25 protein-coding genes and 1 pseudogene are annotated in these 23,282 nt (G+C 64.5%); 14 read left to right on the top strand and 12 right to left on the bottom strand.

Translation table 11 applies throughout. The features are described 5' to 3' along the window. From RGD00_RS17235 to RGD00_RS17215, 5 genes are all read right to left on the bottom strand, one after another. Positions 1 to 236, bottom strand: a 236-nt coding sequence (locus RGD00_RS17235; RefSeq protein WP_310458522.1) for a hypothetical protein, incomplete at its 3' end; no start/stop codon positions are given. Then, a complete protein-coding gene (locus tag RGD00_RS17230; RefSeq protein ID WP_425603429.1) occupies positions 233 to 856 on the bottom strand; it encodes a crossover junction endodeoxyribonuclease RuvC in 624 nt (207 codons plus the stop codon). The genes RGD00_RS17235 and RGD00_RS17230, both read right to left, overlap by 4 nt. A 10-nt stretch (positions 857 to 866) precedes the next feature. Next, positions 867 to 3,224 carry a phage/plasmid primase, P4 family gene (locus RGD00_RS17225; RefSeq protein WP_310458521.1) on the bottom strand — a complete coding sequence of 786 codons (2,358 nt, stop codon included), beginning with the start codon at positions 3,222 to 3,224 and terminating at the stop codon, positions 867 to 869. Then, a complete protein-coding gene (locus RGD00_RS17220; RefSeq protein WP_310458520.1) occupies positions 3,221 to 3,967 on the bottom strand; it encodes a hypothetical protein in 747 nt (248 codons plus the stop codon). Before RGD00_RS17220 ends, RGD00_RS17225 begins: the two co-directional genes overlap by 4 nt. Then, positions 3,967 to 4,173 (bottom strand): DUF6511 domain-containing protein, encoded by a 207-nt coding sequence (locus RGD00_RS17215; protein ID WP_310458519.1) that lies wholly within the window; start codon positions 4,171 to 4,173, stop codon positions 3,967 to 3,969. Before RGD00_RS17215 ends, RGD00_RS17220 begins: the two co-directional genes overlap by 1 nt. Positions 4,174 to 4,397: 224 nt before the next feature. On the opposite strand from RGD00_RS17215, the gene RGD00_RS17210 reads away from it, so the two are divergent. From RGD00_RS17210 to RGD00_RS17145, 14 genes are all read left to right on the top strand, one after another. Then, positions 4,398 to 5,597, top strand: coding sequence for a hypothetical protein (locus tag RGD00_RS17210; protein ID WP_310458518.1), 1,200 nt, complete (start codon positions 4,398 to 4,400; stop codon positions 5,595 to 5,597). Further along, on the top strand, positions 5,566 to 6,690 hold the full coding sequence (locus RGD00_RS17205; protein ID WP_310458517.1) for a hypothetical protein: 1,125 nt from the start codon (positions 5,566 to 5,568) through the stop codon (positions 6,688 to 6,690). Before RGD00_RS17210 ends, RGD00_RS17205 begins: the two co-directional genes overlap by 32 nt. A 168-nt stretch (positions 6,691 to 6,858) precedes the next feature. Beyond that, the gene (locus RGD00_RS17200; protein WP_272860107.1) at positions 6,859 to 7,470 is read left to right on the top strand and encodes a sigma-70 family RNA polymerase sigma factor; all 612 of its coding nucleotides are present in this window, start codon (positions 6,859 to 6,861) and stop codon (positions 7,468 to 7,470) included. 176 nt (positions 7,471 to 7,646) lie between these two features. Then, positions 7,647 to 7,940, top strand: coding sequence for a hypothetical protein (locus RGD00_RS17195; protein ID WP_310458516.1), 294 nt, complete (start codon positions 7,647 to 7,649; stop codon positions 7,938 to 7,940). Beyond that, a complete protein-coding gene (locus RGD00_RS17190) occupies positions 7,937 to 8,833 on the top strand; it encodes an ATP-binding protein (RefSeq protein WP_310458515.1) in 897 nt (298 codons plus the stop codon). Before RGD00_RS17195 ends, RGD00_RS17190 begins: the two co-directional genes overlap by 4 nt. A gap of 2 nt (positions 8,834 to 8,835) precedes the next feature. Beyond that, on the top strand, positions 8,836 to 9,465 hold the full coding sequence (locus RGD00_RS17185; RefSeq protein ID WP_310458514.1) for a hypothetical protein: 630 nt from the start codon (positions 8,836 to 8,838) through the stop codon (positions 9,463 to 9,465). A gap of 13 nt (positions 9,466 to 9,478) precedes the next feature. Then, the gene (locus tag RGD00_RS17180; RefSeq protein ID WP_310458513.1) at positions 9,479 to 11,161 is read left to right on the top strand and encodes a DEAD/DEAH box helicase; all 1,683 of its coding nucleotides are present in this window, start codon (positions 9,479 to 9,481) and stop codon (positions 11,159 to 11,161) included. A 196-nt stretch (positions 11,162 to 11,357) separates the two neighbouring features. Beyond that, positions 11,358 to 11,813, top strand: coding sequence for a DUF2924 domain-containing protein (locus RGD00_RS17175; RefSeq protein ID WP_310458512.1), 456 nt, complete (start codon positions 11,358 to 11,360; stop codon positions 11,811 to 11,813). After that, positions 11,810 to 13,132, top strand: a complete 1,323-nt coding sequence (locus tag RGD00_RS17170; protein ID WP_310458511.1) for a recombinase family protein — start codon at positions 11,810 to 11,812, stop codon at positions 13,130 to 13,132. The genes RGD00_RS17175 and RGD00_RS17170 overlap by 4 nt, the downstream gene beginning before the upstream one ends. Further along, complete coding sequence (locus RGD00_RS17165; RefSeq protein WP_310458510.1) at positions 13,129 to 13,545, top strand: hypothetical protein; 417 nt, start codon at positions 13,129 to 13,131, stop codon at positions 13,543 to 13,545. The genes RGD00_RS17170 and RGD00_RS17165 overlap by 4 nt, the downstream gene beginning before the upstream one ends. A 149-nt stretch (positions 13,546 to 13,694) precedes the next feature. Then, positions 13,695 to 13,988 (top strand): type II toxin-antitoxin system HigB family toxin, encoded by a 294-nt coding sequence (locus tag RGD00_RS17160; protein ID WP_310458509.1) that lies wholly within the window; start codon positions 13,695 to 13,697, stop codon positions 13,986 to 13,988. A gap of 2 nt (positions 13,989 to 13,990) precedes the next feature. Continuing rightward, positions 13,991 to 15,217: an ImmA/IrrE family metallo-endopeptidase gene (locus RGD00_RS17155; protein WP_310458508.1), complete on the top strand. Its 1,227-nt coding sequence runs from the start codon at positions 13,991 to 13,993 to the stop codon at positions 15,215 to 15,217. Between the two features lie 176 nt (positions 15,218 to 15,393). Further along, on the top strand, positions 15,394 to 15,579 hold the full coding sequence (locus RGD00_RS17150; protein WP_310458507.1) for a hypothetical protein: 186 nt from the start codon (positions 15,394 to 15,396) through the stop codon (positions 15,577 to 15,579). After that, positions 15,572 to 15,760, top strand: a complete 189-nt coding sequence (locus tag RGD00_RS17145; protein ID WP_310458506.1) for a hypothetical protein — start codon at positions 15,572 to 15,574, stop codon at positions 15,758 to 15,760. Before RGD00_RS17150 ends, RGD00_RS17145 begins: the two co-directional genes overlap by 8 nt. Before the next feature lie 72 nt (positions 15,761 to 15,832). On the opposite strand, the gene RGD00_RS17140 is transcribed toward RGD00_RS17145, so the two are convergent. From RGD00_RS17140 to RGD00_RS17110, 7 genes and pseudogenes are all read right to left on the bottom strand, one after another. Next, a complete protein-coding gene (locus RGD00_RS17140) occupies positions 15,833 to 18,469 on the bottom strand; it encodes a DEAD/DEAH box helicase (protein WP_310458505.1) in 2,637 nt (878 codons plus the stop codon). Positions 18,470 to 18,480: 11 nt separating this feature from the next. After that, positions 18,481 to 20,043 carry a site-specific DNA-methyltransferase gene (locus tag RGD00_RS17135; RefSeq protein WP_310458504.1) on the bottom strand — a complete coding sequence of 521 codons (1,563 nt, stop codon included), beginning with the start codon at positions 20,041 to 20,043 and terminating at the stop codon, positions 18,481 to 18,483. A 3-nt stretch (positions 20,044 to 20,046) separates the two neighbouring features. Further along, positions 20,047 to 20,235, bottom strand: coding sequence for a type II toxin-antitoxin system Phd/YefM family antitoxin (locus tag RGD00_RS17130; RefSeq protein ID WP_011910684.1), 189 nt, complete (start codon positions 20,233 to 20,235; stop codon positions 20,047 to 20,049). A 445-nt stretch (positions 20,236 to 20,680) separates the two neighbouring features. Beyond that, positions 20,681 to 21,613, bottom strand: a complete 933-nt coding sequence (locus RGD00_RS17125; protein WP_310458503.1) for a cation diffusion facilitator family transporter — start codon at positions 21,611 to 21,613, stop codon at positions 20,681 to 20,683. Next, entirely contained in the window at positions 21,603 to 22,367 is a 765-nt protein-coding gene (locus RGD00_RS17120; protein WP_310458502.1) for a transglutaminase-like domain-containing protein, read from the bottom strand. The genes RGD00_RS17125 and RGD00_RS17120 overlap by 11 nt, the downstream gene beginning before the upstream one ends. 69 nt (positions 22,368 to 22,436) lie before the next feature. After that, positions 22,437 to 22,764, bottom strand: a pseudogene (locus RGD00_RS17115) (YnfA family protein). A 1-nt stretch (position 22,765) separates the two neighbouring features. Beyond that, on the bottom strand, positions 22,766 to 23,194 hold the full coding sequence (locus RGD00_RS17110) for a MerR family transcriptional regulator (RefSeq protein ID WP_310458501.1): 429 nt from the start codon (positions 23,192 to 23,194) through the stop codon (positions 22,766 to 22,768). Positions 23,195 to 23,282 lie beyond the last annotated feature (88 nt).

Genomic DNA, 23,282 nt, shown 5'->3' with positions numbered 1-23,282 from the left:
CGCCATTGCCCGCCATAAATGGCGTGGCGGGCAGTGGCTCCCTTTTGCCTCAGGAGCCGGGGGAAGTCATAAGACAAGAGCTTCTCGCCGAGCTGTCGGACCAGTTCACGCTCGGGCCAGGTAAGGCGGTCGTCATCGGCCGAGACCGCGAGGACGCCCTGTTCCTGCCAGCCCTCGCGCTTGACCTGCTCGGGATCGCGGCGACGACCGCCGTAGCCGTGGGGATGCCATCTCATGCGACACCTCCGTTTGTCTCGATCGCCCAGAGCAGGATGGCGATGGCGTCGGCCTCGTTGTCGTCGGCGGGGCTGAAGCCGCGGGCGCGGACGGCGGCGATCATCGCGGCCTTGTCGGCGTTGCCCTTGCCCGAGGCGTGGCGCTTGATCGTGCCGACCGGGACGCCCTCGTAGGGCACGCCGCGCAGTTCGGCCCATGCGGTCAGCGTGGCCATGAGCCCGCCGTAGATGTGGCTCGCGTCGGTGCCGGCGTGGCGGCGGACTTCCTCGAACCAGATGGCGGCGACAGGACCGGAAAGCCGGTCGATCTCGGTCAGCCAGTTGGTGAAGCGCAGGTAGCGCATGCCGCCGCCGTCGAAGCGGCCGGGGCGCAGCGAGACGGTGCCGCTGGTGATCAGACCGTCATGGCCGCGGATCGCCCAGCCGGTCGTGGTGCCGAAGTCGAGCGCGAGGATGCAGCGGAGCAGTCCGCCACCGTCCTCCATCCGAACCGGAGGGTTGGTGACGGGTGTGACGGATGTGACGGATGGTTCCCTATCCGCTCCACAGGCGCGCACATGCGCGCGCGTAACGGTCTTATAGGTATGATCCGTCACATCCGTCACACTCTCTGGTTTCATTGGCATTTTCCTATTCTCCCGAGAAAAGGTCAGAGTTGCTGTCATCGAGGGCGATGCCCCGGAATCCCTTCGCGGCCCGGGTGTTGTGACGCTCGAATCCCCGGACGATCAGCGCTTCCGAGAAGCGTTTGACCGAGCCTGCAAACTCGCCGTTCGCATCGGCCCATGCCTTCCAGTCGGTGAACATCGCGGAGGTGCTGGCGCTGAGGTGCAACCCGACGGAGCAGCGCTCGTCGATCCAGCGACCGATGGCGTCCTCGGCTTCGAAGTAGTCCTCGGTCGCGGCCATCACTGCGGGCGGTGGGCGCAACCCTGTCCGCTGCCATTCGATGCAGCCCTCGAGCGCCCACGCGAGGATACCGTCGCGTTCGGCCAGCAGCCTGTCCGCCAGGTGCTTATCGCGCCGCGCGGGAGGGATGGTGACCGTGAACGGCACCATGTGCAGGCGCCGCTTCATCGCCTCGTCGACGTTGCGGATGGAAGGCTTGTGGTTGCCGACGATCAGCAGCTTGAACTGCGGGATGAACTCGAAGAAATCCTGCCGCATGAAGCGGGCTGTGATCTTGTCGCCGCCAGTCAGCGCCTTCAGCTTGCTCTCGGCCCAGCGGCTGCCCTGTTCGGTCTCGATGGACGTGACGATGCGTGCCCCGCGCAGCCCGGCCATGTCGGTCGGGTGGCGATCACCCTGCGTGGCCATGAACATGTCCATCGGCGCGACGGTGGCGTAGTCACCGAGGATGGCGGTCAGGGTGTTGGCGAAGACCGATTTCCCGTTCGCGCCGGTACCGTAAAGAAAGAACAGAGCGTGCTCGGTCGTGACGCCCGTCAGGCAGTAGCCCGCCATGCGCTGCAGGTAGGATTGCAGTTCGCCGTCCCCGCCAGTGACGGTCTCCAGAAAGCCCAGCCAGACGGGACAGGTGTCGGCGACGGACGCACCGGCGATCCTGGTCATGAAGAGACCGGGATCATGTGGCCGGGATGCGCCGCTCTGGAGGTCGACCACGCCGCCCGGCGTGTTCAACAGCCAGGGATCACGGTCCCACGGTTCGGTCGTGGTCGCGTGGCGGCGGTCGGAACGGGCGAGCCGCTCCACGGCCGAAACCGTCGCGGCGGTGGAGAGCTTGGCCTTGAGCTTTGCGGATCCGGCGCGCGCCGCTGCCTCGCGGCAGATCATCCTCGCCAGATCGAAGGCCTGCAGCGTCTCCTCACGCCGCCACAACTTGCCCGACCAGGTCAGCCACTGTCCCCAGCCCGCGACATAGCGCCAAGTCTCGGCATGCCGGACGGCGAAGGCGGCGGCGAGCGCATCCTCGGTGAAGCGCACCGGCACGGGGCCATCATCGTCGCCACCGGCCGTGCCGCCGCCATCGGGACCGTCGCCCTCGTCATCGATCTCGCCGTTGCGGGCGGTGTCGCGTTTCCAGAGGCGTTCGGCTTCCTCGCGCAGCCGGGCCTCCGGCCAGGGAGGGGCAACGCGGGCCGCGTTGTAGGAGACGATTTCTTCCCACGCCTGTTCGCGCGGCACATGGCCTTCGCGGGCGCGGCGGATCCAGTAGCCCATCACTCGCGACAGCGCATCGAACCGTGTTGTGCCGTCGACGCCGCCTTCGCGAACCTGACGGCCGAAAAGCTCGGTGACGCTGCCGCGCTCGGGGGCGGCCATGTTGAAGTCGAGCCCGGCCTCGCCTTCGAGCGGCGGCATGGCGATGATCGCCTCGAGCAGTTCGCCCAGATCGTAGTCGCGGAGATCGTGGTGCAGGATCTCCACCAGCCGGCGTCGGCCCTGTTTGGCATGGATCGATCCGGCCACCCGGATTGGCTGGTGGGCGGACCGGAAGGACGGATCGCCGCCGACCTTGGCGGCGATCATGTGCCGCGCCCGACAGACCGTGCCGATGTCCTCGCCTTCGGCGGGTTCGGACAGGCGCCAGTAGAGGTGCAGCTTGCGCTGGCCCTCGGCGGTGACACCGCCGGACGCCACTTCAAGCGTCGGGCATCCGAGATGCTGCACGAGATGGTCGCGTTTCGCGCCAATGTCGCCATGGTCGAGATCGACCAGCACGACCTGCGTTTGCACGATGCTTTCCGCCCGGGCGTCGCCGGGGGCGACCACCGTGCCGGGCGCCACGAACAAGGCCATGCCGGCGTCGCTCGCCCATGTCGCCTGAAGCGCGAGTTTCGCGGCTAGCGTGGCGTCCGCTTCGATGAAGGGCACATGCGGCGGGCCATCGCCCGCGCCTTTCTCTGCGAGCGCACGGACCGGCACCCAGCCGTCGCAGTAGCCGAACACCACGTCGGCGTAGATCGCGATCATTTCAGCGTCGGGCGCGACGTCGTCGGGCGCGATGGTGTCGGACGGGACCGTCATGCCCAGCACCGTTCCCGCCACGCACAGAAGCGGCATTCGAAGTGGTCGGGGTCGGCTGTGTGGCGGGGAAGAATTTCACCCGCATCACAGGCGCGCAGGATCGTCACCGCCTTGTCGCTGGCGGACTGGGCAAGTGCGGCATCGAACGGCACGAGTTCGTGCCAGATCTCGCACGTGTCCTTGTTGATCGCCGTGAAGAGCGCGGGCGTCTCGGTCAGGCCGAGATAGGCCTGGTAGAGCGCGATCTGCGCGGCGTAGACCGGCTTGGCTTTCGCGACACCATGCTTCGCGATCTCGCGCCAGTTCTTCGCATTGGCCGACTTGCATTCCCAGAGCGCCGGGACCGCCATGCCGTTCGGCGCCGCGACCACCACACCGTCGGCATGCCCTTGGACCCGACCACCGACGACCGAGAAGCCGAACTGATCGCCATGGCGATTGCGCGTGCGCAGGTCAAAACCCGCCTTGCGCAGCCATTCGATGGCCAGATCTTCGAGGACGTGCCCGAGCGCGAAGATGCGCAGGGACTGGCCAGAGAACCCGGCGCTCGGGTCTTTCGGCGTCTTCAGGTATTCGTACTGCAGCCTGCGCTGGCAGATGTCGCCCAGCCGACTGCCTCCGAGATAGTCGCGTTGGGGACGTTCGGCCTGTTCCGCCACGAGGGCGGTGTCGATGCAGGCATTGACGGTGTCCGCGAAACTGGGCGGCTTCTCCCTATGGTTGAAGTCGAAACCGGCGTCCATCAGAACGGCACCTCCGGATCGGGCCGGGGCGCGCTGGTCTGCATCGCTTCCTGGAAGCCATCGACGGCGGCCGTTGCGAGTGCGAGCGCCTGTGCCTCGGTGAGATCGGCGAACCGCGTGGTCCATCCGATCTCGGCCATGAGTTCGGCCATGTTGCGGAGGGCTGCGCGCAGAGCTGCCTGTTCGCGTTCGTCTGGATCTATCATGCGCCGACCCCGCTAGTGGGCGCTGGCGTGAGGGTATGCGGGATGGCGCGGCGCGCCGGGTAGATGCTGTTCATGGGAGAGCTCCAGATGCTCTCCTCACCTACCGGCGGGGGTGGAGGACTGTCGGATGGCGCGCACAGAACCTTACGGGAACACAATCTTGTGGCGAGCGAGATTCCTTCCTAATCTTGCTAACCGTAACAATTTCAGGAGCAGCGAGGCGGATGCCAGCATTTAACCCGAGGATTTTCAGCAATCCGGATCGCCTCAAGCAGATCGCGCCCGCGCGACTGAAGGCATTTCTTGAGCCTTGGAAGGACTACTTTCAGTCCCGCGCACTCGACCTCGCCGCATGGTCGACGGATGATATGCCGCTCGAAGCCATCGCTGGTGTCCTGATGAACCCGGACGCGTCGGTGCCCGAGGACATGGTCAACGCGCTCTATTACGTGCACGAAACCGCGTCCCATGAGGCGATGGACGAATTGCTCGACCGTGCCGCAGCTGCCGGAATCGAGATCGACAAGGATCACGAGGTCTCAGTAGCCGATGTCTCGGTCCAGATCTGGCTTGCGCAGCCCATGCTGCTGCAGCGCCAGCATGCCGAAACGGTGGCGTTTCAGCGTTCGAATTTCATGTATTTCGCCGGTTCCCGCCCGAAGAAAAAGGCCGCAGAGCTCCCGTCCATCACGGACGCCATTGCGAAAACCATGCAGGACCGGATGGACAACTGGTTCGAGGTGAAGCGACGCGGCCGAAACAGCCGGATATTCGCGTTTCCGCGAGGCGAGAAGATCTGGCTACTCGTACGGCACGGCATGCCGATGCGCCGGGAAGGCAAGCACCAGGACGACGGTGAAAGCGGGATCGCGTTCTATCGGCCACAACAACATGACGTGCTGATCTACGACAGCGTGACCGACGAGATCGGCGTAAACGCAGGCACCAAGGGCGAGCGGGAACTTTACCTCAAGGTCTTTGGCGAGGCGTTGTTCGGCAGCGAAGACTACTTCGATCGTTCCGAGCGTTACACGCTGGATCCGCTGCGCGAACTCGGTCCGGATTCGATGGCCCATGGCGATGTCGAGGGTATTGCCGGCGTACGTTTCGTGGAGTTTGGCCGTCGCTGGCCGGGGAAGATCTCCGAAATGGAGATCCGCAAGTGCGAGGATCTGTTCAAGTCGTTTGACGAGAATTGGGAGAAACGGCTGACTGGCGGCTCGTTCACGCACGCGACTTTTAAGTTTGCGTTCAAGGACAGCAAGAAGGAGCGGTCCGTGACGATCAGGCCGGCGAACATCGCAAGGTATGAACGGGACTCGGACGAAGAAGTCATCGAGGCCTGGCTCAAGGCGCGCGGGTTTTGGGCGATTCCGGCAGGGGCGGATGGCGATGAGGATTTCGAAGTTCTGGAAGACGCTTGACGCGCTGACCGATGCAGCGACCGACCGGCGCGAATGGGCCAGCCTGTTGGGCGATGAATTCGGCTGCGTGGTTGTCAACGAGTCCGGCTGTCCTCTGCCACTGGTGCGATCGACCGGAACGCCAGCGACGAGCATCGCCTGTCCTTCACCGGGCGGCGAGGGTTGCCCCCGCCGAGTCGTGCACCACGACGACGGCACCTTCCGCGCCGTCTGTGGTGACAGCCCCAAGGCCTGCGCCGATCTCGACCTAAACAAGAACGACATCATGATCTACGGCCTCGACCGTGTCGGTTTGGCGCGCAGCATCGCCGCAGCATTCGACCTGTCCGGCCGTCCTGCAAGTTTCGACCGTCGACTGGTCTTCAGGATCGGCTCACATGATGTGTTTGCAGGCCGGGGTTTTCCTGTTTTCCTGACTGTGCCGGGGCCGCTTGCACGCGAGGACGCGGCGCAATTTGACGACATGATTGCCCACCCGGGCCCTAAACTGCTGCTGGCCCCGACCTCGTCATCAATCCCGCCGCAACTTGCCGCCACTCTGGATCGCGAAGGCGTCGTGCGCATGGCGCTTGAGGATCTGGTCCACCTTGATGACCGCGGGCAATTGCAGCCTTGCCAGCCATCGACCGTCGTGTTCGCCGATCTCCGCGCTCAGATCGTGAGCGGGACGGATAACGCAGTCTCCAACCTGGCGTGGGCTCTGCCGAGCAACGCGCGATGGGAGGAAATCGGGATCCGCTTCGTCGCCGATGAAGTCGTTAACGTGAGTTTCCGGGGCGAGACCCGGAGGTTCGAGCCCGATGGGCTCGGGCTGAAGAGCGCCAAGAATGGCAAGCCGAAAGCGGCGTGGGCCTATCTGAAAGCGTTCGCGATGCAGGGTGGCCGGCTCCCCGTCCATCATGCGAAGAGCACCGACACCTCGAAGCACCAGAAACAGAAACAGGCGCTTTCCAAGGTGCTGCGAACCGCATTCGGGATTGCCGACGATCCGCTTCCCACGGTCGGGGGTGAGTATGTCGCCCGTTTCGTGGCGAACGCCGACGATCTCCAGCAGGGCAAGCTGGGTCAATCCCGACGAAAATTCGCTGACTGACCCCAAGAATTTCTTCAAAATAGTTCGCCTCTCAAGCCGCTGAAATCCAACCGGGTTTCAGCGGTTTCTCTTTGTTCTGAGCCCGCCAAGGCCGCCGCTCCAACGAATTTTCGCCGGTCCCGGTCACTCGGGCCGCGTGCCCGTCCACCTGGACGAAGGCGAAACTTCATGGAGCGTTTCCACCCCATTTGCGACGCGCGCTCGCGCGTCTCCCGCAACATCACCATTCGCGCCGAACGGCTGGCCCGCTCGGGTTCCGTCCCCGGAATGGACGCCGAGGACATCAAGCAGGATCTGCGGCTGCATCTCTATCGCCGGGATGGGAAGTTCGATCCTTCCCGCGGTCAGTATGACACTTTCGCCGACCGCGTGCTGGCGAACCGCATCGCCACGTTGGCCGCACCGACCGAACGGCTGCGGGCCGAACGGGCTTGGATCGACTTCGACAGCCCCGCCGAGGGGCGCGGCGATGACGAGATGCTGCCGCTCGCGGAAACGCTGCCCGACAGCGCGATGCCGCATGCCGCAGTCACACGCGCAACGGACGAGGCGTTCGGGCTGGTGCGAGATGTCCAGCGGCTCCTTGCTGGCCTGACCCCGACCTGCCGCGCCCTCGCGCTGGCGCTGATCGACATGTCGCCGACGGAAGCGGCCGAAGCCCTCGGGATCCATAGGAGCACCGTCTACGCCCGGCTCGCCACCATCCGGAAGGCGGCCGAGGCGCTTGATCTCGCGGCATATCTCGGCACCGCCCCGACAGTCTCGGAGGCTCGCCGGTAGGTGACAACAGGACCGGCGATGACCCGGTCCGCCAGTTTCATGCCGGGCCCTCGGAGGAATGCAACACCCCCACGCGGGGAAACACTCCGACCGCAAGCTCCAGGGCGGCGTCAGGCCCGGCAGCAGTCTTCCCGACGATCCCTGGACAGCAACCGACGACAACACGGAGCGTCACCATGTTCAAGACTACCCCTCTGAAGCGCCTGCGCGAACTGCGCTGGCTGGAAATGCTTCCCGACAACATCGACGTCCCGGCGGTCTTCGACAGGCCGGACCAGGTCGTGCCGATCGAACGCGCCACGGTGGACGAGATCGAGTTTGCCCTTGTCGCCCTGGCGCGACAGCAATCCGACCTCTACCGCCTGACCGGCGCGCTCGGTGACGTGCTGAAGATGGCGCGCCGTCAGGGCGCCTGTGGAGCGGACAATGCCATCTCGGCGGCCGCGCGCGATCTGGAGAGCGGCAAGTGAGCGCCCCGTTCGGCGCCGGGCCGCTCCGGATCATCACCGCCGACGAACGGCTGCGCGAGGCGCGCGGCATCAAGGGGGTGCTCACGGGCACCTCCGGCATCGGCAAGACCACGCAACTCCTGACCCTCGATCCGCAGCGCACGCTGTTTCTGAACCTCGAGGCGGGCGAGCTCGCCGTGCAGGGCTGGCCCGGCGACGAGATCCGCATCCGCGATTGGGAGGTCGCCCGCGATCTCGCAGCCTGGATCGGCGGCGCCAACCCGGCGATGCGGGACGACCAGTCCTATGGGCCCGGGCATTTCGCGCGGGTCTGCGCCGCCTTCGGCCCCGCCACCCAGCTCGACAAATACGACACCGTCTTCGTCGACAGCATCTCCGTCGCCTCTCGCATTTGCCTTCAGTGGTGCAAGGGTCAATCCCAAGCCCAATCCGACCGCACCGGCAAGCCGGATCTCCGCGCGACCTACGGGTTGCTCGGCCAGGAGATGATCGGCTGGCTCACGCATCTGCAGCACACGCCCGCCAAGAACATCTGGCTGGTCGGGCTGCTGGACCGCAAGCTGGACGATTTCGGCAAGCCCTTCTTCTCGATGCAGATCGAGGGCTCGAAGACCGGGCTCGAACTGCCCGGGATCGTGGATGAGGTCATTACCCTGACCGAGTTGCGCCCTGAGAAGGGCGAGGCGTTCCGTGCCTTCATCTGCACCACCATCAACGATTTCGGCCTGCCGGCAAAGGACCGCAGCGGGCGGCTGTCGATGATCGAGCCCGCCCATCTCGGGCGGCTCATGGCGAAGATCCGCCGCCCGCGCCCCGAGGGCGCTGCCCGCCTGAACTTCGATCTGCCCGCGGCCGCGACCGCACCCAATCCCCCGACGACGCAAGGAGCATGACCATGGCGAGCGACATGGATTTCAACGGCGCGGACACGCAGGACGCCGCCTTCGACCTCATCCCGGCCAACACGCTGGCCAAGGTCTGCCTAACCATCCGCCCCGGTGGCGCGGGGCCCGAGGGCTGGCTCACCCAGAGCAAGACCAGCCCGGCCCTTTACCTCAACACCGAGGCGGTGGTGATGGAGGGGCCGTTCGCGCGGCGTCGCATCTACACGCGCATCGGGTTTCGCGGGAAGGCCGCGGGCGGTCCGGGCGACGACACTTACGGCAATCGCGGCCGCGCCATGATCCGCGGCATCCTCGAATCCGCCCGGGGCGTGCGCGCCGACGACCAGTCGAACGCTGCCCGGGCGGCGCGGATGATCCGCAGCCTCGGCGAGTTGAACGGGCTCGAGTTCGTGGCCCGCATCGGCATCGAGCGCGACAAGGACAAGCCCGAGGACAGCGGCCGCAACGTCATCAAGGCGGCCATCGGCGCCGACCATGCCGAATATGCGCGTCTGCTGGGCAGCGTGCCGCAGCCGCCGCAGCAGGGTCAGTACACCGCGACGGGCACCCAGCTGTCGAACACCGGCATGGGCCAGTCCGGCGCGCCGTCCTCCGGTTCCGCACCCTTCTGGGCACGCTGAGGGGGGGACGGTCATGATTCCACGCGACTACCAGAGGGCGGCAGTCGATGCCGCCCGCGACCGCACCGCCACCCACGGCAATACCATGCTGGTCCTGCCGACCGGGGCGGGCAAGACCGCCATCGCCGGTTTCTACATCGGTGAGGAACTGGAACACCGGCGACACGACCGCGTCCTGGTGCTGCAGCACACGGACGAGTTGATCGACCAGAACCGAACCTCCATCGGGGCCGTGACCGGAATGACCACCTCGGTGGTCAAGGCCGAGCAGGACGATTGGGGCGGCCGCATCGTCTTCGGCAGCGTCCAGACGCTCGCCCGTGCCAACCGGCGCGAACGCATGGCGCCGGTCTCGCATCTCGTCATCGACGAATGTCACCGTTCGGCCGCGCAAAGCTATCAGTGCGTCATTGACGCGGCACGGGAACTCAACCCCGAGATCAGGCTGCTCGGACTTTCGGCCACGCCCGGTCGCGGCGATGGGCGCAGCCTCCGGCGCACCTTCAGCAATGTCGGCTATCACCTGAAGATCGGCACGCTGATCAGGCGCGGTCTCCTGGTGCCGCCGCGCACCTATACCATCGATCTCGGCGTCGAGGACGAACTGGCCGGGCTGGAGGCCACTGCGGGCGATTACGACATGCGCGCCGCCGACAAGGTGCTGAACCGCTCGGTGCTGAACGAGGCGGTCGTCGAGCACTGGCAGGCGAAGGCGGCGGACCGGCGCAGCATCTTCTTCTGCGCGACGGTCGACCATGCCGATGCGGTGGCAGAAGCCTTCCGCGCCGCGGGCGTCACGGCCGAGACGATCTCGGGCGACATGCCATCGCGGACGCGCGCCGACCTCATTGCGCGGTTCGACCGGGGCGAAGTGCAGGTGCTGACGAACTGCATGGTCCTGACCGAAGGTTTCGACAGCCAACCGGTCGGCTGCATCGGCATCCTGCGCCCTATGCTGCACAAGGGTACCTTCATCCAGGCGGTCGGTCGCGGCCTGCGCCGTGTCGATCCCGCGCGTTTCCCCGGTATCGTGAAGACCGACTGCATCGTGCTCGATTTCGCGGGCGCCGCGCTCCGGCACGGGTCGCTCGAACAGGAGATCAACCTCGACGAGGACGATCCCGAGCCCGGCCAGGCCCCGTGGAAACTCTGCCCCACCTGCGAGGCGGAACTGCCGCTCGGCGCCTCGGTCTGCGATTTCTGCGGTCATGTCTTCACGCGCGAGCGTGGTGAGGCCCGCCTGCTCACCGCCTTTGACATGATGGAGATCGACCTGCTGGAACGGTCGCCGTTCGCCTGGTGCGACCTGCATGGCGACGGCCAGGCGATGATGGCGAGTGGGTTCAATGGCTGGGCCGGCGTGTTCCACGACGGCACGCTCTGGCATGCCCTCGGACAACCGAAAGGCAGGGCGATCCGGCCGCTCGCCATCGGCACCCGGGTGCAGGCGCTCGCCGCCGCCGACGATTTCCTGCGCGCCACCGAGACCGGCACCGCCTCGATCAAGAGCCGCCGCTGGCTGAACGACCCCGCCACGATGAAACAGATGGCGCTGCTGCAGCGCGCGGGGCACGAGGCCAACGGGCTGGATTTCAGCCTGTCGAAATATGCAGCCAACTGCCACCTGAACTTCCGCTGGAACCGTGGGGCGATCACCGCCGCCGTTCTTGGCCGGGCGGAGCGGTCGGCCGCATGAAACGCCCCAATCCGCTGCCGCCCGACCTGATGACGCCCGCCGAGCGCCGCACCGAGCTCTGCGGTCTGCTGGCGCTCGGGCTGGTCCGGCTGCGGATGCGGGAAAGTGGCGAAGTATCTGACGATACCGGAGAAAGTTGCCTACACTTGTCCAGCGACCAATGCCCTCATGCAACTCCAACGCACCGGAGAACCGCATGACGACCCATGATCCCATCCCCGCGCGCCTGGCCGCGCTGAAGACCACGCCGACGCCAGATTTGAAAGCGCAATGGCGCGAGTTGTTCGACAGCGAGCCGCCGCCGTTCAATCGCCGCTACCTTGAATCCCGGCTGGCCTACCGCATTCAGGAACTCAGCCTTGGCGGGTTGAAACCGGAGACGATCCGGCGGCTGGAACGGCTGGGCGAGGAACTGGATGGCGGCGACCGATTGAGGCGCAGCATCCGCGCCGACCGCAACCGCCCGATCACCGGCACGCGGCTGCTGCGCGAGTGGCAGGGCGTCGAGCAGGTCGTCACCGTCACCGCCGACGGCTTCGAATGGCAGGGGCGGCCCTACAAGTCGCTATCTGCCATTGCCCGCGCCATCACCGGCACGCGCTGGAACGGCTGGATCTTCTTCGGGCTCCGGAACCACAGGAGCCGGTCATGACGAAGGCCCCGGAGAAATCGAAACCTGTCCGCAAGCTCCGCTGCGCGGTCTACACAAGGAAATCCTCCGAGGAAGGGTTGGAGCAGGAGTTCAACAGCCTGCATGCACAGCGCGAGGCCTGCGAATCCTACATCGCCAGCCAGCGGTCCGAGGGTTGGGTGCTGGTCCGCGATCAGTATGATGATGGCGGTATCTCAGGCGGCACGCTGGAACGCCCCGGCCTGAAGCGGCTGCTGGAGGACATCGAGGACGGTTTGGTCGACGTGGTGGTGGTCTACAAGATCGACCGCCTCTCGCGCTCTCTGGCCGATTTCGCCAAGCTGGTCGAGGTGTTCGACCGCAACGGCGTGACCTTCGTTTCGGTCACGCAGTCCTTCAACACCACCACCTCGATGGGCAGGCTGACGCTGAATATCCTGCTCAGCTTCGCCCAGTTCGAACGCGAAGTGACGGCGGAGCGCATCCGCGACAAGGTCGCCGCCTCTCGGCGCAAGGGCATCTGGATGGGCGGGGTGCCGCCCTATGGCTACCGGGTGGAAAACCGGAAGCTGCTGGTCGACGAGGAAGCCGCCGGCCATGTGCGCTGGATCTTTGCTCGGTTCCTCGAGATCGGCTCCTGCACGGAACTGGCGCGGGAGGTGGGCCAGCGCGGCCTGCGCACGCCGCGCGGCAACCGGATCGACAAGAAATACCTCTACCGGATGCTGAATAACCGCGCCTATATCGGTGAGGTGGTGCACAAGGGCGACAGCTATCCCGGCGAGCATGACGGGATCATCGACCGCGAGACATGGGATCGGGTCCATGCGATCCTGACCGAAAGCCCCCGCAAGCGGGCGGCACGAACCCGCGCCGACACGCCCGCGCTGCTGAAGGGGCTGCTGTTCGGACCGGACGGTGCCGCCTTCTCGCCGACGCACACCCGCAAGGGCGACAGGCTCTACCGCTACTATGTGAGCCAGACGGTGCTGAAACACGGCGCTGGATCTTGCCCTGTCGGGCGCATGCCAGCGGGCGAGATCGAGGCGGCCGTCATCGATCAATTGCGGGCCGTGTTCCGCCAGCCCGAGATCGTGGTTGGTACGTGGAAGGCAGCGCGCGCCCACGCCGACAACATCACCGAGGCCGATGCCCGCGCGGCTCTGCAGCAATTGGACCCGCTGTGGGACGAGTTGTTCCCCGCCGAGCAGGCACGGATAGTCGCGCTGCTGGTCGAGCGGGTCGAGATCGGCACCGAAGGGCTGAACGTCCGGCTGCGTATGGACGGACTGGCCGGGCTGGCGCGCGAAATCACCACCGACCTTGGAGCAGCAGCATGACCCGCGCCACGCCGATTCCCGACACCGTCACCATCCACGTCCCTTTCCGCATCGTGAGGCGCGGTGGGCGGAAGGAGATGCAGCTGCCCGAGGGCGCAGCGCAGCAGCGCAAGACCGACAGCGCGCTGGTCAAGGCGCTGGCCCGCGCCTTCCGGTGGAAGCGCATTCTGGAGTCGGGGGATTTTGTAACGATCAATGAGCTGGCCGAGCGCGAGGGTATTGCCGTGTCCTATCTGACCCGCGTGCTGCGGCTGACGTTGCTCGCGCCGGACATTGTGGAGGCAATACTGGATGGCACACAGGAGCCTGATGTGACGCTGTCACGGCTGCTCGAGCCCCTTCCAGCGGACTGGCGATTGCAGTGGCGCGGTCGCAACGGACTCGGGTCTGTAACAGACCTAACGCGAAGCTAAGTTCTTCGGGCCCTGGTCACCTTCCGCATCATGCGATCGCACGGGTTGGCTGACAGGGGGTTGCCAGAACGACAGTCACCACCTATGTGATCCCTCACAGGGATCGTTTTGCATTGACGGGCTAGGGGATCGCTGTATAAGCATGATGGATGAGAATCATCTCCCGGCCCAAGCTAATCGCTTTCGGGGAGCGCTTTCCAGATGCGAAAGCGCAGATCGACGTTTGGTGGGCTGAGGCAAGGCGAGCAGAGTGGAAAACGCCAGCAGACATCAAGGCCCAGTACCGCAACGCGAGTATTCTCAAGGGGGGGCGTGTGGTCTTCAACATCTGCGGCAACAAATATCGGCTGATCGTGAAGTTCGAATACGAGAAGGGGATGGGGTTCGTCCGTTTCCTAGGAACTCACAAGGAGTACGACGAGATCAACGCGGAGGAAGTATGATGATGAACGAACATCGTATTCGGCCAATTCATTCCGAGCAGGACTATGCAACCGCTCTCGCCCGCGTTGAATCGCTCATGGATATGGGGCGCTCTCCTGCGGAGGATGACGAGCTCGACGTGCTCGCAACTCTCGTCGAGGTCTACGAAGATCGGCGTTTTCCAATGGATGCGCCCGATCCCGTAGAAGCGATCAAATTCCGCATGCAGCAGCTCGGAATGAGTCAAAGTGACCTGGCCCCAATCTTCGGAAGCCGAGCCAAGACTTCTGAGGTCTTGAGCGGCAAGCGCGATCTGACCCTGAAGATGATCCGCGCACTGCACGAACATCTGGGTATTCCCGCCGAGGTACTGATCCGAGATGGGGGGGGCCTGCCAAAGGCTCCAGCCGGTATCGAACTCGACCGCTTCCCGATTGCGGAGATGGCGAAGCGAGGCTGGATCAAGAAGACAGCCGACATGAAGGATCGCGCCGAGGAGATCGTGCGTGAGTTGATAGCGTGTGCCGGTGGTCCGGCTGCTCTTCCCCAGGCGCTCTTTCGCCAAGGTGGCGGCGCTCGCGCGAACGCCAAGTCGGATGTGCATGCCCTGCAAGCGTGGTGCCTCCACATCCTCTGTGTGGCACGCCGTACTGGGCTTGCGGGTGTCTACAAGACCGGAACTATCGACCACGCTTTTTTGCGAGAGCTCGCTCGGCTAAGCACCTTCGACGAAGGCCCGAAACTGGCCCAAGAGAAGCTCGCGAAGCACGGGATCGCGCTTGTCGTCGCAGCCCACCTGCCGAAGACCTATCTCGATGGTGCCGCGATGTGGACCGTAGACAAGGTTCCCGTAGTCGGAATGACGATCCGTTACGACCGTCTCGACAACTTCTGGTTCTGCCTCCTGCATGAACTTGCGCACATCGGCCGCCATTTTCCGGATGGCAACGGCGAGGTCTTCATTGATGATCTTCAGCTTCGCGAGCGCAACCATGAACGCGATGACGAGCGCGAACGCGAAGCTGACGAATGGGCGCAGGAAGCCTTGATTCCGTCGAAGCTTTGGGACGAGCATCCAGCGCGTTTCAGCCCGAGCGTTCAAAACGTCCTCTCGCTGGCGCGCAAGGCTGACGTGCATCCCGCCATCGTCGCAGGGCGCATCCGCCATGAGATGCACAACTATCGGCTCCTTTCACAATTCGTCGGGACAAATGAAGTGGGACGGCTGCTGATGGAGGATGCCGCATGAAAGGTTAAGCGGGGCGCCCGGCAAGGCACCCCGCTTTTCACTACACGTCGGAAGGGCTTAGGCGCACCCAACTTGCGTGGCTCCGGAGACCGAAGCACTCTTGTGGTGGTACGCGAGAGATAGACGTTTCGAGTCTCCAGGGCAAATGTTTTCACCTGCGCCTCGGAGTTGCCTCAATGGCTACCATCACCAAGCTGACACCGCAGGAGGTGTCGATCATCAAGGCCCGGCTTGCCCGGGGAGACTTCCAGCACCGGATCGCTGCGGACTTCGATCTGAACCAAGGTCGTATCAGCGAGATCGCGACTGGCAAACGCTTTGCGGACGTCCCACCCGAATCCATGGGGGTGGGGCATGCCTGACAAGCTCCTCAAGCCTGGGCAAAAAGCCCCGAAATCCGGTCAGTATGAGATCACCGGCCCACGGGGTGGCGGAACCGGCGTTGAGCGCACCGTCACGCGCAACGAGCCCCTGCCTCCGCCCGAACAGAAGGGCCAGCGGTACCGCCTCGTCGATCCGACCCAGCACCGCCGCAAGCCCTGAGAGAAACTGCACGGTCCGGCATTCGCTGGGCCGTGCGCTCTATTCACCCATGTCGCAGGCGTATCGCATGAACTATGGCTGGTCGACAACCCTTCCCATCATCTGAGCCCGCATGTCCTTCCCGTCCACCGTCTTCTCGACCACGACGAACAAGCCCTTGCCGCCGCTTTTTCTCTCCCACAACTGGCCGATGGTCCGCTTTTCAGCGGTATCCGGGCCGTCGGCGATGTGGGCGCCCTTGTACTCGACGACGAGCAGGCGTCCGTCATCCATCCGCGCCACGAAATCCGGGTAGAACTTGTCGGTGGCGGTCGGCAGCCAGAACGAGTTGGGATGCCGGGCGACGTTGCGAATCCAGAACTTCAGGCCCGGAAGGCTGTCGATGGCCTGCGCGCACTGGAATTCCTCACCATTCTCCGCGCCGTCGAAGGCAGGCACATGGTCGGGGCCGAGGAAGTGCCGTCGCGGTTTCCAGCGCCCGCGATACCGGCGCTGATCCCAATACATCCCGTCCTTGAAGGTGAAAGCCTCGTCGAACGACACCTCGACCCGGGCTTCCGGCGCAAACAGGTACCGCTGATAGACGCCGTCGCGTTCCTGCTGGCGGATGGCGGCGAGCTTCTCGCGGGCCTTGCGGGCGAGGATGAACTTGCAGCGCATCAGCGCCGCGACGTGCATGCCGCGCGCGGTGATCAGGTGGCTGACGAGGTCGCGCAGCCAGCGCAGAAGTTCGCTCTGATGGATGTCCGGCTGACGCACCTGCCGGTCGAGCCACAGCACCAGCGCCTCGGGCGTCCAACCTTCGACATCGATATCCAGCGCCAGTTGCTCGGCCTCGTCGGCGAACTGATAGGTGACGCGGTTGCCGTCGAGGTCGATCTCGAAGCTGCGGGCCGTCTCGCGGATCGCGAACTCGGCCTCGCCCAGCTTCGACGAATGATCGAGCAGCGACCAGTCGTGGAACTCCATGAACACGTCGGTGTCTGCGAATTCGAACGCGCCCTGAATCTCCGACACCAGACGGGGAACCTCGAACGCCTCGCCCTGTTCCGCAGGCGACAGCTGGTCCTTCACCTCGACGCGATACTTGGTGACGGCGGCTGAGAAACCCGTCCGTTCGGTCTCGGGCAGCGCCGCGATGATCGCCTGTTCGAGGCCGCCATCGACGCGGCCGGTCACGACGATCTCGACCTTGCCATCGGCGGTCTCGCGGACGCTCACACCTTCGCGCTTCTTCAACTCGGCAACCACCTCTGGCGTCGCCGCTACCGTGTGCCGGAAGGTCGGCTTTGGCTTGTCGCGTGGGCCGAACAGGCCGGTATCGGCATCGAGCGACCCCTGCGCCGGTTCGATATTGTCGAGCGCCTCGTCCTCCTCGAAGCCCATCGCCACCAGCTTGTCGGCCAGCGACCGGGCCGCCTCGCCGAATGACGGCTCCGACAGGAACGCATAGGCGCGGTTCAGATCCTCGGCCTTGCGGCGCCGCGCATAGGGCATCCGCAGGACGCGGCCCAGCAATTGCTCCACATCCACCGCGCTCTGGATCCGCGAGACTGAGCAGAACGCATAGGCGAAGGAGCAATCCCAGCCCTCCTTCAGCGCCTCGACGGTGATGACGTATTCGATCGGGCATTTCGGATCGAACAGGTTGATCCCGTCCAGTTCACGCTGATCGCCGGTCGCGATGGCGATCTTGTGCTCGGGGATCTGCTCCACCTCCATCAGGTGCTTCTTCAGCACCTCGACCGTCACCTCCTGGTTCTTCGGCTGCGCCTGGAACAGGACGATGGGGCGGATGTAGTCGGAATCTCCTTCGGCCGTCTCGGCCAGCGACGCCCGCGACGCGATGGCGCCGTTCACCGCGTTCTGCCAGGTGTCGTGCTCGGACAGCATGATCGGCAGCTTGATCATCTCTTCCAGCTTCAGCTCCTGCGCCGTCACGCTGTGCAGGATGTTGGAATTCAGCCGCGGCGTCGCCGTGAACTCGATGATCGCGGACGGGTTCACCCGCGCCTGCATCTCGCGCGTCAGGCCGGTGACGGCGTTGTGCGCCTCGTCCACGATCATCAGCGGCCGGTGCACATGCATCAGATTGGCGAAGGAGAACTTGCACCCGCCGCCTTCCAGCGTCTCCAGCCCCGGTAGGGTCTTGGGCAGCGCGGTGAAATGCGGCTCCATGTTCTCGTTATGGGCATAGACCTTGCGCCCTTCGGTGTTCGACACGCGCAGGGTCTGGATCGTGCCCACGATGATGCAGCAATGGTCGCGGATGTCGTGCGGGCGGATATGGGTGAAATCCGCGATGTCGAACACCCGCACCCTTCCGTCGAAGGCCTCGTCCAGCGCCTGCCGATAGGGGTGGCGGGGGTTCTTCAGCGCCTCGGCGGTCTGCAGCCGGATGGTGTTCGACGGCACCAGCCACAGCACCATCGGATAGTCCTTTTCCACCCAGGCGTCGCGCGCGATGCCGATGGCATGGGCGCCGAGGATTGTCTTGCCGCCGCCGGTGGGCAGGCGCAGGCAGACGTAAGGCACGGCCGGCAGTTCGGCGAGCGGCGCGTAGGTGCCGCCATAGCGGCCGAGCCGCCGGGCCTGCTCCGGCTCCGCCGTGATCGCCTCATAGGCGCCCTTCGGACCCGCCACGCGCGCCTCCTCGAAGAAGCGGCGGAGAACGGAGAGAGTATCGGCCTGGTATTGCTTCAGCTTCATCGGATGCCCCGTTACTTGCGCGCTTTGACGTCGTAGGGCGTCTGCTTGAAGGTGATGCGCTCGCGGTCGAGCGTGGCGGGCGTCAGGCGGGATTGCTCGCCATAGACAGTCAGCGGATAGCCGGGGTTTTCCCTGACGAAATCCGGCGCGAGCCTGGCGATATCTTCCCGGATCAGGGCCAGCGTCGCGCGGGTCAGCACATTGCCGCCGCCTGGCCGCTTGTCGCCGAGAATGCCGTTGTAGAGCAGCGCATGGGCGCGGCCGCCATGGATGCCGAGCAGCGGGCTGTCGCCCTTGCCATCCCAGGGCCGGTCGGTTTCCGAGAACCAGACATGCGCCGCCAGCACCGCAAAGCGGATGTCCTGCCGGATATGGCCCTCCGCGTCGAAGACCGGCGGGCCGAGGCGGTAGAAGCGAAACCCGCCGCCGCCCTGCCAGCCGACGGCTTTCGAGATACCACCCTGTTCGCCCTCGATGACCTTTTGCAGGCGCGGGGCGCAATGGGTGCGGGCGTGCTCGCCCATCTCGATGCCGATCCAGCGCCGCCCCATCTTCTGCGCGACGGCCGCCGTGGTGCCCGAGCCGAGGAAGGAGTCGAGCACGAGGTCGCCGGGGTTGGTGGCGATATGCAGGATGCGCTGGATGAGGCGTTCGGGTTTGGGCGTGTCAAAAACGGTCGATCCGAAAACTTTCACCGTTTCTTTTTTCGCCTCGTCGTTTGTACCCACGTCAGCCGCGAGCCATAGGGTATTCGGCGTCAAGCCGGCTTTCGCCTCGGACAGGAATTTCTTTTCTCGCGGTGCGTTGTTCCCTGTGGCACCAAACCAAATCCGATTGTCTGCGATTTTCTCCTGCATCACCGGCCAAGTGTAGAGCCAACAGCGCCCGGCCGGGAGCATGTGAACTTTTCCGTTGGGTGCCGTGAAATCATAGAACTGGCTTGGAGTTCCATGCCCGCCCTGTGCGTTCACCGATACGGACTGCCATGGGCCTCGCGGGTCGTCGTCAGGATTCTTGTATCGGCCCTTCACCGTGTCGGAGAGTTCGAGATCATTTCGCGCTGCCCCAAACTTCGCAGGCTCTCGACAATAAATCATGACTCGTTCGCAATCCTCCGAGAACACTTTGCGATTTTCCCGGGTTGTCCGTTGTTGCCATGTGCATGAGGTGACGAAGTTCCTGCGCCCGAACACCTCATCCATGATGACCTTGAGGTAATGCCCCTCGTTGTCGTCGATGCTGACCCAGATCGAGCCATCCTCGGCCAGCAGCTCCCGCAGCAGTTCCAGCCGCGGCCACATCATGGCCAACCACTTCGTGTGCTCCAGGTTGTCGTCGTAATGCTCGAAGGCCGAACGTGTGTTGTAGGGCGGGTCGATGTAGATGCACTTCACCCGACCGGCGTAGAACGGCAGCAGGGCCTTCAGCGCTTCCAGGTTGTCGCCCTGGATCAGCATGTTGCCCGCGTCACCGCCGCCGGCCGACAAATCCGGGACTTCTTCCAGCAGGCGATAGGGCACGTGCTGTGCCGTGCGGATGTCCTCGTCCCGTGTCAGCCAGTTCAGTATCGGCATGCGCTACCGCTCGTCCTCTCGTTTCTTGCCAGAGGGTTCCACGGTCCGGCCGGTCAGCCGCTGGTACTCTTCGACCGCGAGGACGACCACCACCGGGCGCCCGTGCTTTTCGACCACCACAGGCTCGGCCCGCGCCTCGTCGATCAACTGGCCGAAGTGATGCTTCGCCTCACGGGCAGACACGGCCTTCATAGGCCCCTCCCTGATTTGTGGTCAGAATGGTCACAATGGGTCGGGATGGTCAACGGCCCGCGGGAATGCGGTCGTTAAATCATGGAGTTCGACGCCAGTGGCATTTCACTCGAATGGCACCGGGATCGGAGTCCGCGAGGAGGCATGAGAAAACGCATTTATGATCAGATGCTTACAAGCTGTTCACTAAATCCGCGCAGTCAACAGGTCCAGAGAATATCGGCCCGGAGAGAACGCTTCCGGGCCTCCTGGCGCGGGGGCCAGTGCTCAGCCACTCCCGCATAACCCTCGGAAACAACGGAAAAATCCAGTCGCAGCCGGATCGGGAGAACGCTTTCGCGGGGGAAAATGGCGGAGGGGATGGGCCTGATGTCCAACCTTCTCCACCCTAAGTCATTGTTTTCGTTATGACCGACTTCGCATCGCCACCGCACGGTGGCTGGTGTCAGCCAGCATCCTCCTTTCCTCCATGTCCATACAGGCTTGCGTTCTGGTGGGCCCGCTCTTGTCGCTCGAATTCCAGCGTCGAATGAGCAATGCCGAACTGGCTCTCAAGCATTCGCTTGATCTCGTCCTTGATGTCCTCGAGGCGCTCCCAAGATGCTGTCTCGATGACAACATGCGTATCGAGTGCCGCCGCGTGTTCTTGCATCTGCCAGAAATGAGCGTGGTGGATGTCCGCCACGCCGGCGATGCCGCGCACCGCGTCGACGACAGCGCCGTTGTCGATGTCGGGCGGACTGCCGAGCATCAGTGTGCGAATGGGGCCGCCGATCTCCGTAAACGCCAGGTAGAGGATGTACAGCGCGATACCGATGGTGATCGCAGGATCGACCCATCGCATGTCGTAGAGGATGATGAGCGCACCACCGATGATGACCGCAACGGAGGCCAGCGCATCCGACAGGTTGTGCAGGAACAGGGCGCGAATGTTCACGCTGCCCTTCTGCATCGAATAGGTGAGCAGCGCTGTCAGCGTGTCCACGGCAAGCGCCACACCGCCGAGGATCACGACCGTCCAGCCGGCGACCTCAGGCGGGTCGATCATCCGCATCCCGCCTTCGTAGATCAGGTAGAAGCCGACGAGGATCAACGTGGTGTAGTTGATCAGAGCCGCCACGATCTCGATCCGACCATATCCAAAGGTCATCCGTTCATCCGCAGGCCGCCGCGCGATCTTGCGTGCTGCGAAGGCGATCACCAGGGACGCCATGTCCGAGAAGTTGTGCAGCGCATCAGCAATCAGCGCGAGGCTGCCCGAGAGGATGCCTCCGACGATTTGCGCGACGGTTAGAAGAGCATTCGCCCAGATCGCGACGGAGACGCGGCGATCGCCGGACTTGGGGTCGATATGGGCGTGGCCATGATCATGCGGCATGTGCGTCCCCCTCGTGGCGGTGCCGGGCAGTGCCTGGCTTGAGAGGCAGGCGCCCATCGCGGATCCTGCGAACCCGAGCATTCATCCAGTGCCGGACGATGTGACGATAGAGCCAATCGCGCAGCTGGCCGAACGCTTGCCGGTGCACATCATAAAATTGGTCCGGCGTCTCGAATGTTCCCAGATCCCGGGCAATGCCGGTTTTTTGGATATACGTGCTGGCCCCCGTCCATTCGACCGGCGGACTGTTCAGGCACTCGGTGCCCGCACCATAGCCGCAGAGGCTGTCACTGTCGCTGAACGCCCGCTGCAACGCCGTGAGGTACGGCGCGTCGAGGATGAAACCCTCCAGGTCGATCCACGTGTCGCCGGTCTCCACCTCGATCCAGGAATGGAGGATTTCCGCGGGCGCGACCGGATAGACAAGCTCGGGGACGACACCGCGCTGGAGCGCCTTGTGAATGGTGAAGCCATGCAATCTGCACCGGATGCCGGTTCCCCTGAGCAGCGCCATCAGCAATGTGCCCTTGGTGTTGCACTGGCCGAAGCCGTCCACCAGCACCTGTGATGCCGGAATGTCGTCCGCCCGATTGTAGCCGAAGGCGATTTCGTTGCGGACGAAATCGTAGATGGCCCCGATCCGCGCGTCAGGCGGCAGAGCTTTCCAGCCCCGCGCTTCCAATAGCGCCGCGATCGCCGGACTCTCGAAATCGAGAAGCCGCGTGGGGGCGAGCAATGGGTCTGTTTGAATCATGACATCTCTCCTCGAATCGGTATGGGAGAGAGATAATTGCTACAGCGACTGCAGCTTCAAGCCCTGAATTCACGCACCGCGCGGGGCGGCCAGAATGATCGCGGCGCCAACCAGGCACACCGCTGTACCAAGTAAGTCCCACCCATCCGGCCTGTGTCCTTCCGCGAGCCACATCCACAGAACCGATGCCGCGATATAGACCCCGCCATAGGCCGCAAAGGCGCGTCCCGCAGCCACGGTGTCGACCTGCGCCAGAAGCCAGCCGAACGCCACCAGCGCGGCCACGCCAGGCACGAGCCAGAGGGCGGATGCGCCGAGACGCCACCACGCCCAGATTGCGAAGCATCCGGCGGATCTCGGCCAAGGCCGCGAGCGGATAGGCGAGCGCGGCAGGCATCTCAGGCGCCGATCTCGTCGTGGTCCGTCAGGCACTCGGAATGGTCGCGCAGCACCTCCAGCACGCGGCAATCGGCCGTCTGCCCGCCACTGCATTCGTGAACCATGCGCTGTAGTTCGGTGTGCAGGGCTTCCAGACGCGCAAGGCGCTGCTCCACCTGCTTCAACTGCCTGCGCGCGATGGCGTCGGCCTCAAGGCACGGGCGATGGGGGTGATCGCTGAGGTCCAGCAATTCCCGGATCGCTTCGAGGGAAAAGCCCAATTGTCGCGCGTGCCGGATGAAGGCGAGCCGGTCGAGCTCATCGTCGCCATAGCGGCGCTGGCCACCCTCGGTCCGGCCGGGTTCCGGCATCAGACCGATCTGCTCGTAATAGCGGATCGTCTGCACCTTGGTGCCGGTTTTATTGGCCAGACTGCCGATCGTAAGCATGGGCGCCTCCGTAATGCTTCAGTGTTGGTAGGTTTTGCCGCACCGATTGGCAAGGCCGTGAGCCGCTACACAGGTCCGTGAAGCCGCC

The organism is Ruixingdingia sedimenti (assembly GCF_031432425.1).
Taxonomy (GTDB): Bacteria; Pseudomonadota; Alphaproteobacteria; order Rhodobacterales; family Rhodobacteraceae; genus Ruixingdingia; species Ruixingdingia sedimenti.
This window is presented reverse-complemented; position numbering and strand designations above follow the sequence as displayed.

Excerpts from the sequence above, each read along its gene's own strand:
- RGD00_RS17155 (WP_310458508.1), top strand. The coding sequence starts at position 13,991 with ATGAACGAACATCGTATTCGGCCAATTCATTCCGAGCAGGACTATGCA.
- RGD00_RS17135 (WP_310458504.1), bottom strand. The coding sequence starts at position 20,043 with ATGCCGATACTGAACTGGCTGACACGGGACGAGGACATCCGCACGGCA.
- RGD00_RS17175 (WP_310458512.1), top strand. The coding sequence starts at position 11,358 with ATGACGACCCATGATCCCATCCCCGCGCGCCTGGCCGCGCTGAAGACC.
- RGD00_RS17230 (WP_425603429.1), bottom strand. The coding sequence starts at position 856 with ATGAAACCAGAGAGTGTGACGGATGTGACGGATCATACCTATAAGACC.
- RGD00_RS17110 (WP_310458501.1), bottom strand. The coding sequence starts at position 23,194 with ATGCTTACGATCGGCAGTCTGGCCAATAAAACCGGCACCAAGGTGCAG.
- RGD00_RS17165 (WP_310458510.1), top strand. The coding sequence starts at position 13,129 with ATGACCCGCGCCACGCCGATTCCCGACACCGTCACCATCCACGTCCCT.
- RGD00_RS17120 (WP_310458502.1), bottom strand. The coding sequence starts at position 22,367 with ATGATTCAAACAGACCCATTGCTCGCCCCCACGCGGCTTCTCGATTTC.
- RGD00_RS17200 (WP_272860107.1), top strand. The coding sequence starts at position 6,859 with ATGGAGCGTTTCCACCCCATTTGCGACGCGCGCTCGCGCGTCTCCCGC.
- RGD00_RS17225 (WP_310458521.1), bottom strand. The coding sequence starts at position 3,224 with ATGACGGTCCCGTCCGACACCATCGCGCCCGACGACGTCGCGCCCGAC.
- RGD00_RS17140 (WP_310458505.1), bottom strand. The coding sequence starts at position 18,469 with ATGAAGCTGAAGCAATACCAGGCCGATACTCTCTCCGTTCTCCGCCGC.
- RGD00_RS17210 (WP_310458518.1), top strand. The coding sequence starts at position 4,398 with ATGCCAGCATTTAACCCGAGGATTTTCAGCAATCCGGATCGCCTCAAG.
- RGD00_RS17185 (WP_310458514.1), top strand. The coding sequence starts at position 8,836 with ATGGCGAGCGACATGGATTTCAACGGCGCGGACACGCAGGACGCCGCC.
- RGD00_RS17145 (WP_310458506.1), top strand. The coding sequence starts at position 15,572 with ATGCCTGACAAGCTCCTCAAGCCTGGGCAAAAAGCCCCGAAATCCGGT.
- RGD00_RS17170 (WP_310458511.1), top strand. The coding sequence starts at position 11,810 with ATGACGAAGGCCCCGGAGAAATCGAAACCTGTCCGCAAGCTCCGCTGC.
- RGD00_RS17160 (WP_310458509.1), top strand. The coding sequence starts at position 13,695 with ATGAGAATCATCTCCCGGCCCAAGCTAATCGCTTTCGGGGAGCGCTTT.
- RGD00_RS17125 (WP_310458503.1), bottom strand. The coding sequence starts at position 21,613 with ATGCCGCATGATCATGGCCACGCCCATATCGACCCCAAGTCCGGCGAT.
- RGD00_RS17195 (WP_310458516.1), top strand. The coding sequence starts at position 7,647 with ATGTTCAAGACTACCCCTCTGAAGCGCCTGCGCGAACTGCGCTGGCTG.
- RGD00_RS17180 (WP_310458513.1), top strand. The coding sequence starts at position 9,479 with ATGATTCCACGCGACTACCAGAGGGCGGCAGTCGATGCCGCCCGCGAC.
- RGD00_RS17205 (WP_310458517.1), top strand. The coding sequence starts at position 5,566 with ATGAGGATTTCGAAGTTCTGGAAGACGCTTGACGCGCTGACCGATGCA.
- RGD00_RS17150 (WP_310458507.1), top strand. The coding sequence starts at position 15,394 with ATGGCTACCATCACCAAGCTGACACCGCAGGAGGTGTCGATCATCAAG.
- RGD00_RS17130 (WP_011910684.1), bottom strand. The coding sequence starts at position 20,235 with ATGAAGGCCGTGTCTGCCCGTGAGGCGAAGCATCACTTCGGCCAGTTG.
- RGD00_RS17215 (WP_310458519.1), bottom strand. The coding sequence starts at position 4,173 with ATGATAGATCCAGACGAACGCGAACAGGCAGCTCTGCGCGCAGCCCTC.
- RGD00_RS17220 (WP_310458520.1), bottom strand. The coding sequence starts at position 3,967 with ATGGACGCCGGTTTCGACTTCAACCATAGGGAGAAGCCGCCCAGTTTC.